The organism is Planctopirus hydrillae, assembly GCF_001707835.1.
GTDB classification, from domain to species: Bacteria; Planctomycetota; Planctomycetia; order Planctomycetales; family Planctomycetaceae; genus Planctopirus; species Planctopirus hydrillae.
Window position 1 is genome coordinate 153,093 of the sequence record NZ_LYDR01000116.1, and the last position, 16,135, is coordinate 169,227.

Here is a 16,135-nt window from a genome sequence, read left to right on the forward strand (position 1 = left end):
GCCCCGCCCCGCGACCCGTGTCGCGTCACACCAAACTGAATCCTTCACATGTCCGGCTGACCAGGCCCCGTACCACTGTTCGATCGTTGCGGGCGATCTCGAGTGGCAAGGTCGCTGTCTTCTTCCGATCAGTTCCTCGCATCACCACCCGGTGATACGGACTGCTCGGGCGAAGTTGCCTATTCCATCGGCCCCACTGGAACGATCGCTTGAGTTTCCCAAACCGCTAATTGAGCAAGGATTTGTGTCTTCCATCCATGGAAATGTGCCGGTTGTTCCGGTTCCGTAAAACAAGGGTGACTTTGCGGGCGGTTTTCGTCGTTAAAGCTTACCAACACTCCATTGACCTTAACGATTAACGAGACCAGGGCCCTTGTGTGTGACTGTTGCTGGTGTAGCGAATGCACCCACGGTGCGGGCTGTAACAGGGGTTAAAGGCCTACGCGCCACCCTTCGTCCAGAGTTCCTGTTGTACCTGCTGAGCAGGGTGGAAAGACCTTGCCAATCAGGGGGTCGAGACTCCGGCAGAACCTGCCAAAGCGTATGCCAATGGCCTCGAGCAGCTCAGATGGCAAGACCGTTGGCCTCGAATCATTTGAGGACTTTTTACGCCGGTCGATCCGGCAGCATCCTCGGCGACTGTTTTACATCGATTGGCCAGACCCTCACCCGGCACTTCGTGCCACCCTCTCCCACGCAGACGCAGGCGAGGGTCTTTTGCTCCTTCTCCCGTTCCGACGGGAGAAGGCCGGGATGAGGGCGAGTTCGAATGAATTGGACGTGCAATCAACAAACGACCTCATCGCGGGATGCTTGTCATCTCTGGCCACACGCCAACAATCGGCGCCCCTGCGGATGCCTTGATGGCTGAGGCATGTCGATTGGCCAGACCCTCACCCGGCACTTCGTGCCACCCTCTCCCACGCAGACGCGGGCGAGGGTTGAGAACTGGGGGAGGTTGCGCTGAGATTCAAAGAGGCAGGCCCGGCTGCAGATTTTGCAGCCGGGCCTGCCGGGACAGTTCAGCGGTCGTGATGACGGATCGCGTTCAGGTGACCTTGGTGCAGTGATAAAACATCATTGCATCCACACGATTTAACAACACGATCGCTTTCACAAGACAAACACTGGGTGAGAACATGAAATCTGGCTCACTCCACAGAACAAATCCTGTGGCCTAAAGATCTGCTGCCATGGCCAGGCGACGGCCCGGCTGTCTGGAGGCTCGCGAATGATGTTTGCGATGCAGTTTGGCCAGAGCCTGTTCCATGCGATCAACTGTCCGCGAAAGAACACGCTGCAGATCCGATCCTGTTTCCTCAATGAGAACTCGCGTGCGTTTGGTATTACCGACCCGCAAGCGACAGCGCTTATCCTGGCCGCCTCGAGGACCGTTAATATCTTCGAGGGTGATCTCGACATCAGCCGGCGAAAGCTGAAAACGGTCGAGTGCGAACTCCAGTTTGCGATCAACAAATTCTCTCAGACCTTGAGGAAGAACCAATCCACGCGTGATGAGATTCGTATGCATTCATCGCCTCTCTCTCGAAAACTCTGGAAGATAAACAGCCGCGAATTACGGAAGACTTCACAGAAAACCGACTCGAGTTCCTGCGGGCTGACGAAACGATCTGTTGTTCAACTCCCCCACTTCCAGAATTCCCACAACCTGTCACATGAAACAAGCATTGCGGATCGCGAAGACATGCTTGCCCAAAGCTGCAAGCATGACACGACAAGCACCGCGCATTAATCGCTACTGGAAATAGAAACGTTGAATCAGAGATTGAAACGACACTGCCCGCTGATCAGAAAGCTGGCTGGCTTAGCCACATCTTCAATCGACATGCTCAATCAAAAGCATGTTTGTTGAGTGAGGCAGAGAACCTGCCAACTTGCACGATCACATCAAAGGCAGGCACAACACGGAAGGATGTCTTCGCTCGATGAATGATGCCGCAGAAATAATCCGGGGAACGTCATCCGGCCTGCCGGGTGTGTCGCATGGCGAGGCCTGGCGTTTCCTGTCGTGTTGTGTCTGCATGTTATTTTAACGCACAAAGACGCCGGGGTGGATGACGAAAATCAGGGAACCGATCAGAAATTTTTGATATCGACGGAACTCCCCAATTGGCATTGATTTGTGTATGACTGCTGGTCACATTTTCATTTTCAAAACCCTGAAGTTCTCGCAAGGCACGGATGCTCACCATGCATGTTCTCGTTACCGGTGGTTGTGGTTTCATTGGTTCTGCCCTTGTCCGTCATCTGGTGAGGAACACCGATTGGACGGTCGTGAATGTCGATTGTCTCACTTATGCAGGGCATCTTGAATCGTTGGAAGAAGTGGCGACTCATCCGCGACATCTCCTGATTCAGAAGCATATTGCTGACCGGGAGGCAATGGATGCGGCTTTTGCCGAGTATCAGCCTGCCGCTGTGATGCATCTGGCAGCCGAGAGCCATGTGGATCGATCGTTAACCGGGCCGGCAGAGTTCATCAACACCAACATTGTGGGAACTTACACATTGCTGGAAGCAGCCCGCACGCATTACGGGAAGCTCGCGGCCAGCGACAAAGCGAAGTTCCGCTTTCTGCACGTTTCGACCGATGAAGTGTTTGGTGCGCTGGGGGCCACCGGCCAGTTTACCGAAGAGACGCGCTACGACCCACATTCTCCTTATTCGGCCAGCAAGGCCTCGGCCGATCATCTGGCGCGGGCCTGGAATCATTCCTATGGGTTGCCAGTGCTGGTCACCAACTGCAGCAACAACTATGGGCCCTTTCAGTTTCCTGAAAAGCTGATTCCTGTCGTTATTCGCAAGGCGCTGGCCGAAGAGCCGATCCCTGTTTATGCCAGGGGAGAGAACGTGCGCGACTGGCTGCATGTCCAGGACCATGTATCGGCTCTGCTGCGAGTTCTCGAAACCGGAGTGATTGGGGAAACGTATGCGATTGGTGGCCGGGCGGAAGTTCGCAACATCGACCTGGTCCATGTGATCTGCAAAGTGCTGGATGAGTTGCGTCCGAGGCCACAAGGTGGCACACATGCCGACCTGATTACGTTTGTCTCTGATCGTCCCGGTCACGACTTCCGCTATGCGATTGATTGTTCGAAGATCGAGCGGGAGCTGGGCTGGAAACAATCCGTCACGTTCGAACAGGGGATGCGGGCGACAGTCGAGTGGTATCTGGGCAATCAGGCCTGGGTGAACGCTGTGCTCAAATAAGCTCCTGGGGAATTTCGCAGACCGACAGGGTTTAAAGATGTCGCATGAAATTGCAAGTTCGCCGGGTGCGGGCGAACGGTGTGCCGGAGCAGAGGAGGTTTGGGTGATGGAACAACTGCCATGCGGAATTTGAAAACGCGGATGAGATACTGCTGAAGCTGCGGTTGGCCAGAGACCTCTTGTGGTTTGGCTATCTTGCTAGAAGACAGGGTGTAGGTTGAGGTGCCCCTGTGATGTCGTATCGGTCGCAAAGAGAATATTCGATATGGCAATTGATTTATGTAAGGAAAGCAAAAAGAGCCGCGACCTGACATTCACCCCAGTTTGCACTGCCAATACGTTTGTCACCTATTGGTTGCCGCCCGCAAAGGAACTTGGGCTACAGATGATAGAATGTCTTCCGGCGTTAGTCATAAGGCAGGAGTTTAAGGATCAGTTTATCGAGGAGCTCTATCAGCTTCGCAATTGGATTGAATTATACGCTCCTGCCGATCTTCGAGAGTCCATATTGGAATCCATCGAACAGCTAGTGGATATTGTCACTTCCACCTCGCTTGATGAATATGAACTTTCGACGGGGTAGAGGTAGTGGTGCCGACAAAATCAATGAGTTCTGACCCCTTCGTGTCGTCTCAATCCAATGAGTCCTCCCTACCCCTGAAATAGTTGCTGATGGGCTTGGAGTCTTCTGAGTTGGCGGGTTGCACAAAACCTTAAACAATCCTATTTGTGCTATCCGCGAGATCATATGCCAATACACCTCAGCCCTGAACCGTAACCCATACCGCACGCGAGTCGCACTGGCGTGGACATGCAAATATGTAGACCTCATTTCCTAGGAACAGGCAATATTGATTAGCGGAAAAGGAGTCTGGTTGCTCGGGGGCTCCGGGCTGCTTGTCAAAGCCATAATTCTCAGCAATCTGTGAAATCAACACCATGTTTGAACCACAGCTGCAAATTACAGGCTCGGGTTCTTGAAGCCAAAAAGGCTCACCGCCCAGGCGGATAGTGTCAGGCAAGTGTTCGGCAACGTCCTTTAGGGGCTCAAAGAAAAGTTCTTTCGCTATCAGAATTGCCTCCGCCAGCCGAATAGACTCTGAAGATCCGGCCTTACTCAGGCAAGCGAAGTAGTGCCCCTCTGTCCTACTCCAATAATCGCCTGAAAGCTGACCGCCAGAATACGCCGCAAATGACGGGATTTCATTGCATAGAGGACACATGAACAAGAGGAAATGGCTTCCGTCTTCGAATGGCATTGACCACCTTGGGTCAATGTCAAACTGGAGAAACAATAGCATTTGTCTTTCACACTTTTGGCAGCATGGAATCCGATACTCAGATGGAGTTATTGCATCACCACCGATAGAATCGCGAGGAGTAACACCTTGCTCTACACTTCTTGCAATCGCCCTGAAGGCACCCACGGGTCTCCTCCTTATTCATGCTCAGCACGATTCAAATACCAATCTGGCTCGAACGGCTCATTAGACAACGGGTTGTATGTCATATCGATGTTTCTCGATAAAACTCTAGTCACATAGGGTGGGTTAAGGCTTTGCGCAACCCACCAGCTTGTCTCGTACCGTAATTCAAGGTCATTAACTTCGTTGCCACTCCATGGATTCAAGCGGCCCCGGCTCAGTGGGTATTCGCCAGCCCTTGCGGAACGATGGAACGAACTCCAGGGCCAATCGGTGAGACGGTTCAGCAAGCTGTGCATGAGTAGATTGGACATTTCGATAGAAGACAGAATATCAGCCGGGGTGTTCCACAGGAATTGTACTGTTCTGTTTTGCATAAACGTTTCTTGTGACTGGTGCCACCCGGATGTGCAAAGGCACCTCTGGGCCATTCGGATGGGTAAGAATCAGGTGTACCACGAAGGTCGCGAAAAGCACGAAGGTTGGAGCAGCGTCAGGCAGGCAGGCGAGAGCCTGCCCTACTTGGGCTAACCTAGCCCGAGCTCAGAATCTCCAGTCTAATAGCAAATATGTATCGATAGGTCACAATTCCAGGAAGCAATGTATTCCAAAAAAGAAACCGGGAAAATGAATGATTTCACGAAATCTCGTTGATCATCGTGCTCCAGAAAGACAGTAAGGATTGTTTTTGCTGCCTCACACTCCTGGTGCTCTACACCTGCGAAAACACACTCAAGTAATGATTTGGCTATTATTAAATGGGGCTCTAAGCAATGTCCGCATGTTATTGTGACAGAAACACCTTCTTCTGACAAACCCGCAACTACAATATCCTCGCACTCATATTCTACCAACTGCTTCCTTATGCGTTCTGAATCAAGTTGTGTTGATCTGGGGAATATTTTTATTTCAATTAGCATTGCAATCGCCTATAAGTCGTCTTTTCTGTAAACTGATACCGTCAAATCAATCTTGTTGGCTGCCAATAATCTCAAGTAGCCACGGGGAAGTTCTATCGTGTCTACCCCTTGAAGATCGCCGGGTATGCCCACCCCCCAATCGATTTCAATCATGACGGAATGTGTATTACACCAGTCGAACAATGATTTACATTTATGCAACTTATGAAAAACTTCTTGCCCATGTGTTTCATTGCAAGAAGCCTCGCTTAAGTCGCACGATATGCGATCGTGGCCACCCAAGCCAGCCTCAGGGTGCATAAGAACCTCAGTCATTCTTATCCTGCTTATTAAATCGTCTACTATGAAATTTCTGGATGGTATATAAAACCGAATAACAGAATACATAAAATGTCCTTAGACTAGTAGGGTGGGTTAAGGCTTTGCGCAACCCACCAGCTTGTCTCGTACCGTAATTCAAGGTCATTAACTTCGTTGCCACTCCATGGATTCAAGCGGCCCCGGCTCAGTGGGTATTCGCCAGCCCTTGCGGAACGATGGAACGAACTCCAGGGCCAATCGGTGAGACGGTTCAGCAAGCTGTGCATGAGTAGATTGGACATTTCGATAGAAGACAGAATATCAGCCGGGGTGTTCCACAGGAATTGTACTGTTCTGTTTTGCATAAACGTTTCTTGTGACTGGTGCCACCCGGATGTGCAAAGGCGCCTCTGGGCCATTCGGATGAGTAAGAATCGGGTGTACCACGAAGGTCGCGAAGAGCACGAAGGTTGGAGCAGCGTCAGGCAGGCAGGCGGGAGCCTGCCCTACTTGGGCTGGGCCACACGGAGATAATTGCACATGGGATAGGAGTCTTCTGGATTGGTGGGTTGCGCAAGGCCTTAATCCACCATACGGGACTCAACTTTTCTTGGCGAACTTCGCGGCTTCGCGTGTGTATGAATTGGAAGTTCGGGGAGCTCGCGCGAAAGGGGCAGCGAAAGAGTTTGAGCGTTGTTTGGGACAGGAGAGGCCACATGGCGCGGCATCTTGTTGTCGTGCCGATGCACAACGACCTGTGTACGCAAGTTGGGCACAAGTTGGCCGGGCCACCCGCCCATTGGTCAAACCCCGCTACTTCGGCAGTGCTTTGCGCTGTTTGCCTTTGGCGGTACTGGGGGCACTCATGGTGGGTTCGGCGGCACCGTCGAGGGGATCGCCTGGTGCGATCGATTCGAGTCGTTTGAGGCCGTGAGTCACGTACTGCTCGCTGATATCGAAGCCGAGATAGTTGCGGCCCAGTTTCTTAGCCACGGCCAATGTGGTGGCACTCCCTGAGAAAGGGTCGAGCACCAGTTCTCCGGGATTTGAGCACATGCGGATGATGCGTCCGAGAAGCTGTTCGGGCATCTGGCAACCATGAAAACCTTCGCGCTCTTTGAAGGTGCCCGCCACACGCGGGAAGTACCAGGTATCTTCTGCAGGAGTAAAGCGATCGGCCAGATCCTGTGGCCTGAGCACCCAGGTGGCACTGGTCTGGCGGGCCATCTCTTCGACAGTGGGGGGGATGATCCAGGTATCGTCTGGCAGGCGACCTTTCGGATTGGCCCGCTTATCGGCATAAACGAGCTGCCGGGCGGAAGGGATGCGGTTGGCAGGATCTTCGCTGTTGAAGGTGAACTTCTCGCGATCCTTCACAAAGTAAAAGATATGTGCATGCGAGCGGGTGAATTTGAATTTGCAGTTCACCCCGAAGGTGTAATACCACACGACCCAACTGCGCGTATGAAAGCCAATTTTCTGGGCCGCAACTTTCAGCTCGGCCGCATACTCATCGCCGATTGCCAGCCAGAATGTGCCATCAGGCTTGAGCGCCCGGTAGACGGCAGCGATCCACTCTTCGCACCATGAAAGGTACTGCTGGCTTTCTTTGGAATCGGCATAAACGTCGTAAGAGTAGCCAATGTTGAAGGGAGGATCGGCAAACGCCAGATCGACCGATCCTGCAGGCTGTTGAGCCAGACCCGAGATGCAGTCTTCCAGCAGCAATTGATTCAAGGGAGACTCCTGCAAGTGCACATCGACCTGCGACAAAAAGGCCCGTTGGTTCTGAGCAGGTACCGATGGTGGCCGCACGTGGTGTGAAAATCAACGAGCTGCGCCACTGGACATTTAATCACATCTGGCGGCTTGGGTAAGCCGGGTGGGTCTGGAGGAGCTTTCCGAAATGAGGCAAAGTCGGTCAGTTTCTGGCGGTTTTCCGGTTGCTCGTGGCATTGACAATTTTTTTTCGCTAGCATTTCTGGGGCCAGTCTATATCCCGATATGTGGCGGCTGAAGACTGGATGACAGCCCACCACAACGAACGATCGATATTGGTAAATTACGATGAGCGGTGACGGTGAAAACAAACCTGTGGATGCCAGCCTTTCGCCTGAGGCATCTTCCCCTGTAGAGCCTGTCTCTCAGGCAGAACCTGTCTCTCAGGTTGAGCCTGTCTCTTCTGGCGAGGCAGTTGCTCCTACAGAGCTTTCGAGTGCTCCCCAGGTTGTTCCCGGCGACAGCCCGGTCGCTTCTGCTCCAGCGGCAGAAACTGTTTCACCAGAAACTGCGCCAGCGTCTGAAGAGCCTGCTGAGGCACCTCGCAAGCGCGTGGAACTCAATCCGACGCTCTCGGCCAAAGATGGACTGGCAATTCCCACTTACGCTGCTGATGGACAGACGCCGGGCGTACCCCAGGCGGTGACGATTCCTCAAGCGGGCCCGGTGGAAATTCCCCGGACGGAAGAACTCGACCCCGCATTGGAAGCGGAACTGGCTGCTGCCATGTCGGGTGGAGCGCCCACGGTGGCGGGTGCCAGCGAGATTGTGGGTGCGGGCGATAGTGCTTCTGTCGCTGCACAGATTACATCCGAAGACCAACTGGCGCCGGGCATGAAGCTCAAGGCCAAAGTGCAGTCGGTCTCGCCAGAAAATACGTTTGTCGATCTGGGCTTCCGCTCGCCCGGCATGCTCCCTACGCGAAACTTTCCCCAGGGAAAGCCCCCGCATCCTGGCGAAGAGCATCTGGTCATCGTGGAAAAATACGATGCCGAGCAGGGGCTGATCTACGTCAATCTGACCAAGTCGACCCGTCGGGCGCGTGGCAACTGGGATGAACTCCAGAAGGGCCAGATTGTTGAAGCTTATGTAACCGCTGTGAACAAGGGTGGGCTGGAAGTGGCTGTGGGCCAGATTCGTGCCTTCCTGCCAGCGAGCCAGGTGGAACTTGGTTTTGTCTCCTCGATGGATGCTTTTGTAGGCAAGAAGTTCCCGGTGGAAGTCACAGAAGTGAATCCCGCCAAGCGGAATCTCGTGGTCAGCCGCAAGGCGATTCTGATTGCCGAGCGTAAAGAAGCCGCTGCCAGCTTCTGGGATAAGGTTGAAGTCGGCCAGAAGTTCACCGGGACCATCAAGACGATCAAGGATTATGGTGCTTTTGTTGATCTGGGTGGGGTCGATGGATTCCTGCATGTGGGCGAGATGAGCTGGACGCGTATCAAACACCCCTCGGATTGTGTGCGTGAACAGCAGACTGTCGATGTGGTGGTGCTGTCACTCGATCGTGAAAAGCAGAAGATCGGTCTGGGCATGAGGCAACTCGTGCAGAATCCGTGGAACTCGGCTCCTGAGACCTATGCCGTTGGCAAGACAGTCTCTGGCAAGGTGACACGCATTACCGATTTTGGTGCGTTTATTGAGCTGGAGCCGGGTGTGGAAGGGATGATCCACATCAGCGAACTGGACTACAAGCGAGTCAAGCGGGTGGCTGATGTCCTTAAGGAAGGTCAGCAGGTCGATGCTCAAGTGCTGGAGATTCAGCCTGAGCGTCAACGGATCAGCCTGTCAGTCAAAGCCCTCAAGCCGAAACCTGAAGTGGTGGCTCCACCAAAGGATGAAGACCTCGCCCCAGGTAAAGGCCAGCAGTACGAACGCAAACGTAAAGAGCCGCTGCGTGGTGGTACGACCGGGAATACGGGATCAGGCGGCCTGTTTGGCGACCCCAACTCCTTCCGCTAAACATTTCTGCATCGCTTGAAAATGCGCACACCCTGAGCTGAACATTGTTTGGCTCAGGGTGTGGCTGTTTGCGGAGGCTGTGAATTGGCGCCCCGGCGGCAGCCCTTGTGATTGAGGCACATCGATTGGTCAGACCCTCACCCGGCACTTCGTGCCACCCTCTCCCACGCAGACGCGGGCGAGGTTTTTTTCCTTAACGCGCTTGGCACAAAGAGCGCTGTGTTTTCGTGGAAGCGCACTAATTTCCAAGTGACGGGGAATCGTTGACTGTGCCGGGAGGACGAACTCCGCTTCCTTTGCGATTGGTCAGAGCGTCACCCAGTTCACGACGGGCTTCTTCGGCGAAGGTTTCGAGCTGCTGGACGATCTCAGGGTGCTGGCTGGCCAGATTCGTCGTTTCGCCAATATCAGAATCCAGATTGTAAAGTGCTGACTCGTTGAACTTCTGGTTGACGAGCTTGCCGCGCTGGCCATCGTTTCCCCGCTCCACGGGATGAACATAAGTGTGCGGGAAGACGAGCTTCCATGGGCCGGAACGCACAGCAATCAGATCGCGGCCATAGTAGAACCACAGCGCTTTGTGGGGTTGTGCTTTCGAGGCACCGGTCAATTGGGGCCAGATTTCCACACCATCAATGGGATGAGCGGGAAGTTCAGCACCGAGCATCTTCGCGAAGGTGGGAAAGAGGTCGTAGGTGGCCATGGGAAGATCGACCGTCGTATCGGGCGGTATGACACCGGGCCAGCAGGCCACAAACGGAACGCGGGCACCACCATCCCACATGGTCCCCTTCCCTTCGCGGAGTGGCCCTGTGCTGCCGGCATGATTTCCAAAGACGAGCCACGGGCCGTTATCGGAGGTAAAAATCACGAGTGTTTTGCGCGTGAGCTGATGCTTTTCCAGCGTCTGCCGAATTGTACCGACTGACCAGTCAATCTCACCGATCACATCTCGGTAAAGCTGGGCTCTCTCACCGCTGTTGCGCTCTTCGCTGACAAAAATCGGTGTGTGGGGCATGGGATGAGCCAGGTAGATAAAAAAGGGGTTGTCGGCGTGCCGGTCGATGAAGGACACCGCTGCCATCGTGAAGTCCGTCGTGAAGCGGGATTGATCGGTGTCATGGCCCATGATCTCAGCAGGTGCATCCCCTTTTTGACGGAAAAGTGGCAGCGGAGGGAACTTGCCATAAGGGTTCTTCGACCACATATCATTCGAGTAAGGAATCCCAAAGGCTTCGTCAAACCCATGACGACCAGGCAGGAACTGAGCCTGACAGCCCAGGTGCCATTTGCCATACATGGCGGTGGAATACCCTTGCGACTGAAAAAGTTCGCCCAGAGTCACTTCGCTGTCAGCAATGCCGTTCTTCGAGACATGACTGAGTGCCCCGAGAATTCCGATACGATTCGGCAGGCAGCCTGTGAGCAGAGCGGTCCGAGAAGCCGAGCAAACCGCTTGAGCGACGTAAAACGAAGTGGCTTTCACTCCTTCTCTGGCCATCCGGTCAATCTGGGGCGTCTTGCAGATTGTCGCACCAAATGCACCCACATCGGCATAGCCGAGGTCATCGCAATTGATGATAATTACATTCGGTTTTTCAGGCCGAGTCTCGGCTGCCATCACTTTTGTGATCGAGCCAACCTGCCAGAGACACAACGACAGGCTGATCGCCAGATGACACAGGAGCCAGGAGGTGGGATACGCGGCCCGGTGATCCCGAGCTTTTACAGGCTGGATGGCCATCAATTCATGACGCATGGAAGTCTCCAGGTCTAAAATCTGTAGAGGTGCAAGTTTTCGAAAGTCCAGTCATCTCAGTCGGTGAAATTGCCCTCGTTCACAACATCTCTGGCACCCACTCAAGTTCTCGATACTGATCGGATTTCCTGAGTGGTTGAGACCTCCTCGACATCATGAGTGATTTTTGCATGCATATCTACACGACCGAGCGATTTGTCCTCCCCTTGCCACCTGGCCATCGCTTCCCGATGAGCAAATATTCAGCATTGAGAGAACGGATCGATCTGGCCTTGCGAAGTGGTGAAATTGATCCGCATACCATCGAGCTTTTGGAACCACCCGCTGCCAGCGATGCTCAGATTCTCCTGGCGCACAATGCCGACTACTTACACAAGGTGTCGGCAGGTGAGATGACTCGCGACGACATCAAGCGGCTGGGGTTTCCCTGGTCGCCCGAGTTGATTGAGCGATCGCGGCGGTCTTCGGGTGCCACCATCGAAGCCGCCCGTTCGGCTCTGGTCACAGGGTTTGGCGCGAATCTGGCCGGTGGAACTCATCATGCCTATGCCGACCGGGCCGAAGGTTTTTGCATCTTTAACGACAGTGTGATTGCCGCCCGAGTCCTGCAGCAGGAACAACTGGTTCAGCGTGTGTTGATTGTCGATGGCGATGTCCATCAGGGGAATGGGACAGCCGCCATCACCCGGCAGGATCCCTCGATTTTCACCTTCTCGATTCACAGCGAACGCAACTATCCGTTTGTGAAAGAAACCAGTGATCTGGATTGTGGCCTGCCCGATGAAACCGGCGATGACGCCTATCTGGCGGCTCTCGATGAGGGATTAGCCGCATGTGCCCGGCGATTTCCGCAACCCGATCTGGTGTTGTTTCTGGCGGGTGCGGATCCCTTCGAGGGAGATAAAATGGGACGGCTGGCGTTAACGAAAGCCGGGTTACAGGCTCGCGACAGACTGGTGTACCGATTTTGTGAGCAATACGACCTCCCGGTGGCCATCAGCATGGCGGGAGGGTATTCGCCTCGAGTGGAAGATATTGTCGAGATTCACTTTGCGACTGTTCTTGAGGGAATTCGCTGGAATCTGCAGCGACGTGACAGACGCTGACCGGTTTGTGAGAATTGAGATCCCGGGCCCGAGGGATGACCAGCAAAATCGTTCTCAGGAGTTGGAAACGTGACGTCGCTCCCAATTCTGACGTGCAGTGCGGTTGTTTTTTCAGTCATAATTGAGGCATGCAAGAAAATACAATCCAGACTGATGCACTGCTGAAGAACCTCCGGGAAGGGAATGACAAAGCTGTCAATGAACTTCTGGAGAGACACCGTACACCCCTGCGCCGGATGATTGAATTGCGACTGGATCGGCAGATGGCCCGCCGGGTCGATGCCAGTGACGTGGTCCAGGATGTCTTTATGGAAGCCTCCGGGCGACTGCGGGAATATCTGGAAAATCCCCGTTTGCCATTTCATGTCTGGCTGAGACATCTGGCGCGCGACCGCATGATCGATCTGCATCGCCGGCATCGCGGTGCCCTCCGGCGGAGCATGGATCGAGAACAGGCCTTGCCCGTCAGCCAGGAGAATTCCGGCGATCAACTGATGGATCAGTTCAAAGATGATGAACTGACACCGGCGGCTGAGAACATTCGCCGCGAGTTCGAGGAGCGATTTCTGCTGGCACTCGAACAACTTGAGGCAGATGATCGCGAAATGATCCTGATGCGTCATTTTGAGCAACTGGGAAATAACGAAGTGGCCGAGATTCTGGGGCTCACACCACCAGCCGCCGGCATGCGCCATTTAAGAGCCCTGCGCAAATTGAGAAATGTTCTGGGAGAAGACGGGCTCAGCCTCCCGGGAACCTGATCTTCGTGTGCAGCGGGCTGCCCGAAAGTTATCTGTTTTGTGGTATTGGCCTGTGTGCCATGCTTGCGGCTCTGAGCAAGCATGCTTTTGTGACGATCAACGCGCCAATAAATTTGTGATTCGTTTTACCTGCTTTGCGGTATTGGCCCGTAGCTCTGGTCGAGAATGTCCATGACATGCATGACGGGGATGCTGGAATTGGCTTCCGAGAGGCAGGCCGCCATTTGCAGCGCACAACCGGCATTCCCTGTCAGCACCGCCTGCACGCCCTCGACATCGAGAATATGACCGACTTTCCGTTGTCCGAGTCGATCGGCCATTTCCGGCTGAGTCAGATTATAACTTCCTGCTGCGCCGCAGCAGATTTCGGCCTCTTCAATCGGGGCGATCGTTAATCCGGGAATCATGCTCAAGAGTTGTCGAGGCTGCTGCTTGACCTTTTGAGCATGGCAGAGATGGCAGGCATCGTGATAAACCGCTTTCAGGTGGACCGGATGCTGCGGTTCGATCGGCCCCAGATCGACAAGAAACTCGGAAACATCTTTGATCTTATGGGCGAATGAAGTCAGTTCTTCCAGCAACACAGGATCAATCTGCGGATCTTCCTCGCCAATGTGGCCATAGTCTTTGAGCATCGCACCGCAGCCAGCGACATTGGCAATCACGGCATCAATATTCCGCCATGGAAAAGCCCCCAGATTCTGACGTGCCAGACGCAGAGCCTCGGAGCGATCGCCATTGTGATAATGAATCGCACCACAGCAGGCCTGCGTCTTTGGGATCAGAACTTCACAACCGTTGTGCTGCAGGACGCGAATCGTGGCTCTGTTGGTTTGCGAGAACATCGCTTCAGCGACACAACCTGTCAGCAGAGCGACTGTTGCCCGCCGGGGGCCCACCGGGGCGAAACGATCCGGCAGCGCTCCGGCAGGAGGTGACAACTTCGGCAACAGGCGATGCATCCGCTGCAGAATTTGCGGCGTCAATGCTCGTGCCGGCCAGCTCTTCGCCAATCCATCGACACCCAGTGCCTGCATCCAGCGGGCAGGCCACAACGCCCATTGTGTGAGCCCGGCAGAAGGAAAGAGTTTCGTCAGTAACGTACTGGTCAGCCATTGGCTGGCCTGACTGGCCAACCCCGGCTGCACCTCTGTTCGTGTGGTTTCCATCGCCACGCGGAAAGGCTCGATGAGCCGACCGTATTGGACTCCTGAAGGACAGGCCGTTTCACAGGCCCGGCAATCGAGGCAGGCTTCGAGATGGGAGGCGATTTCATTGGTCAGGCCGGTCCGACCTTCGGCCACAGCACGCATGAGATAAATGCGCCCTCTCGGGCTGTCGTTTTCATCGCCGGTTTCGAGATATGTCGGACAGGCCGAAAGACACAGCCCGCAATGCACACAATCAAGAAATCGCTTCTGCGGGATCGAGGCCTGCAACTGAGTCTGCAAACCGGCGGGCAAGCTGCTGTTTTCTGGACTCTGACCCGATGCCGGCACAGCCTGATTGGGACTCATGTGAGAAACTCTTTCGCTGCATCAGGACGTTTTTTCAAGTTCGCTCAAGTCATGATGACGATGTTTCATGGCTCAATGCAAACTCCCGGCACTCTTGCGAGTCCCGGGAGTTCTTTCGGATCACGAATCGGAGTTTCAAGCCGATGGGCCTGCTGTCTGCCATGCTTGCGGGCCTGAGCAAGTATGTTTCGGTACATTGTCAACTCGCTCAGTGCCATGCTTGCAGCTCTGGGCAAGCATGTCTTCTCACTCGCCAGAACAACGGGTGGCGGGGGTCGGATGTCTTCTATCCGCCCCCTGGTCAATCAAGGTCACCCGCTCAAATGCATCTGTGACATGCATTCCTGTCTTTTGCGCAGATGGTTCCTCAACGATCTGAGTCATAAAACCTGGGGGCAAACGAGGACGTTTGACCCCCGCGCCATCCGCAACAAACGACGCGACTACTTGCCACCAGCGGCAGCAAATCGCTTCGAGACTTCAGGCCAGTTCACAATGTTCCAGAATGAAGCAATGTAATCCGGGCGGCGGTTCTGATACTTCAGGTAGTAAGCGTGTTCCCACACATCGAGCCCCAGGATCGGTGTGCGGCCTTCCATCAGGGGGCTGTCCTGATTGGGTGTGCTCTCCACCACCAGACCACCCTTGGAATCAACACTCAACCAGGCCCAGCCGCTGCCAAAACGCGTCGTGGCGGCAGCGTTGAACTTTTCCTTGAAGGCGTCGAATGTCCCGAACGTGTGGTTAATTGCTGCTTCGAGTGCCCCTGTTGGTGTACCACCAGCATTCGGTGCCAGGACTGTCCAGAAGAGCGAATGATTGGCATGACCACCTGCATTGTTGCGGATGACTGTGCGAATCCCTTCAGGAACCTTGGAAAGATCGGAAATGAGCTGCTCTGCGGTGAGCGCAGCCAGTTCGGGATGACCTTCCAAAGCCTTGTTGGCATTGTTGATGTAGGCCTGATGATGCTTGCCGTGGTGGATTTCCATCGTCTGGGCATCGATGTGCGGCTCAAGAGCTGTGGGGGCATAGGGCAAAGCAGGCAATGTGAAAGGCATAATCGATTCTCCTTCAATTTCGTTTCGATGGCTCAAGCGGGTGCATCTCTTCAGACGGCAGGCCACCCTCAGGTTAATAACTGGCGGGAATCTGCCCTGAACCCTCACCCTTTCAGGAAACCTGTGGGCGTTTGTCAGGCAAATGTCTGGTCGTTCCGCGATGGTTCCAAAGGCCATATCACGCGACAGATGCCCTTTTTGCCACACTCGCGACTTGTGTTCTATTCTAGGGAATCCCACCTTGTGAACAACACTCTCAAGAGGCATATCTCATAAAGCTCTCCAAGTTCTGCCGAGTCTCGCTGGCATGAAAATGCC

Annotated in this window: 10 protein-coding genes; 5 read left to right on the forward strand and 5 right to left on the reverse strand. The window is 54.2% G+C overall.

Translation table 11 applies throughout. From position 1 onward, the window contains the following. Positions 1-1,177: 1,177 nt before the first annotated feature. Positions 1,178-1,531 carry an HPF/RaiA family ribosome-associated protein gene (locus tag A6X21_RS14415; RefSeq protein WP_013111827.1) on the reverse strand — a complete coding sequence of 118 codons (354 nt, stop codon included), beginning with the start codon at positions 1,529-1,531 and terminating at the stop codon, positions 1,178-1,180. A 671-nt stretch (positions 1,532-2,202) separates the two neighbouring features. Between A6X21_RS14415 and rfbB the strand changes: the two genes are divergently transcribed. Both rfbB and A6X21_RS14430 read left to right on the forward strand, forming a co-directional pair. Further along, positions 2,203-3,231 carry a dTDP-glucose 4,6-dehydratase gene (gene rfbB, locus A6X21_RS14425; RefSeq protein WP_068849019.1) on the forward strand — a complete coding sequence of 343 codons (1,029 nt, stop codon included), beginning with the start codon at positions 2,203-2,205 and terminating at the stop codon, positions 3,229-3,231. A gap of 265 nt (positions 3,232-3,496) precedes the next feature. Beyond that, complete coding sequence (locus A6X21_RS14430) at positions 3,497-3,814, forward strand: hypothetical protein (protein ID WP_068849021.1); 318 nt, start codon at positions 3,497-3,499, stop codon at positions 3,812-3,814. A gap of 2,874 nt (positions 3,815-6,688) precedes the next feature. Here the strand turns inward: A6X21_RS14430 and A6X21_RS14445 are convergent. Continuing rightward, the gene (locus A6X21_RS14445) at positions 6,689-7,612 is read right to left on the reverse strand and encodes a DNA-methyltransferase (RefSeq protein ID WP_068849133.1); all 924 of its coding nucleotides are present in this window, start codon (positions 7,610-7,612) and stop codon (positions 6,689-6,691) included. Positions 7,613-7,942: 330 nt separating this feature from the next. Here A6X21_RS14445 and A6X21_RS14450 point away from each other — a divergent pair, with 330 nt between their 5' ends. Continuing rightward, positions 7,943-9,613, forward strand: coding sequence for a 30S ribosomal protein S1 (locus A6X21_RS14450; protein WP_068849027.1), 1,671 nt, complete (start codon positions 7,943-7,945; stop codon positions 9,611-9,613). 238 nt (positions 9,614-9,851) lie between these two features. On the opposite strand, the gene A6X21_RS14455 is transcribed toward A6X21_RS14450, so the two are convergent. Then, complete coding sequence (locus A6X21_RS14455; protein WP_068849029.1) at positions 9,852-11,372, reverse strand: sulfatase family protein; 1,521 nt, start codon at positions 11,370-11,372, stop codon at positions 9,852-9,854. 170 nt (positions 11,373-11,542) lie between these two features. Here A6X21_RS14455 and A6X21_RS14460 point away from each other — a divergent pair, with 170 nt between their 5' ends. After that, the gene (locus A6X21_RS14460; RefSeq protein ID WP_068849031.1) at positions 11,543-12,478 is read left to right on the forward strand and encodes a histone deacetylase family protein; all 936 of its coding nucleotides are present in this window, start codon (positions 11,543-11,545) and stop codon (positions 12,476-12,478) included. Positions 12,479-12,606: 128 nt separating this feature from the next. Beyond that, the gene (locus A6X21_RS14465) at positions 12,607-13,239 is read left to right on the forward strand and encodes a sigma-70 family RNA polymerase sigma factor (RefSeq protein ID WP_013111743.1); all 633 of its coding nucleotides are present in this window, start codon (positions 12,607-12,609) and stop codon (positions 13,237-13,239) included. 125 nt (positions 13,240-13,364) lie between these two features. Here the strand turns inward: A6X21_RS14465 and A6X21_RS14470 are convergent, their stop codons facing one another. Both A6X21_RS14470 and A6X21_RS14475 read right to left on the reverse strand, forming a co-directional pair. Then, positions 13,365-14,756 (reverse strand): (Fe-S)-binding protein, encoded by a 1,392-nt coding sequence (locus A6X21_RS14470; RefSeq protein ID WP_068849033.1) that lies wholly within the window; start codon positions 14,754-14,756, stop codon positions 13,365-13,367. 443 nt (positions 14,757-15,199) lie between these two features. Further along, positions 15,200-15,817 carry a superoxide dismutase gene (locus tag A6X21_RS14475; protein ID WP_068849136.1) on the reverse strand — a complete coding sequence of 206 codons (618 nt, stop codon included), beginning with the start codon at positions 15,815-15,817 and terminating at the stop codon, positions 15,200-15,202. Positions 15,818-16,135 lie beyond the last annotated feature (318 nt).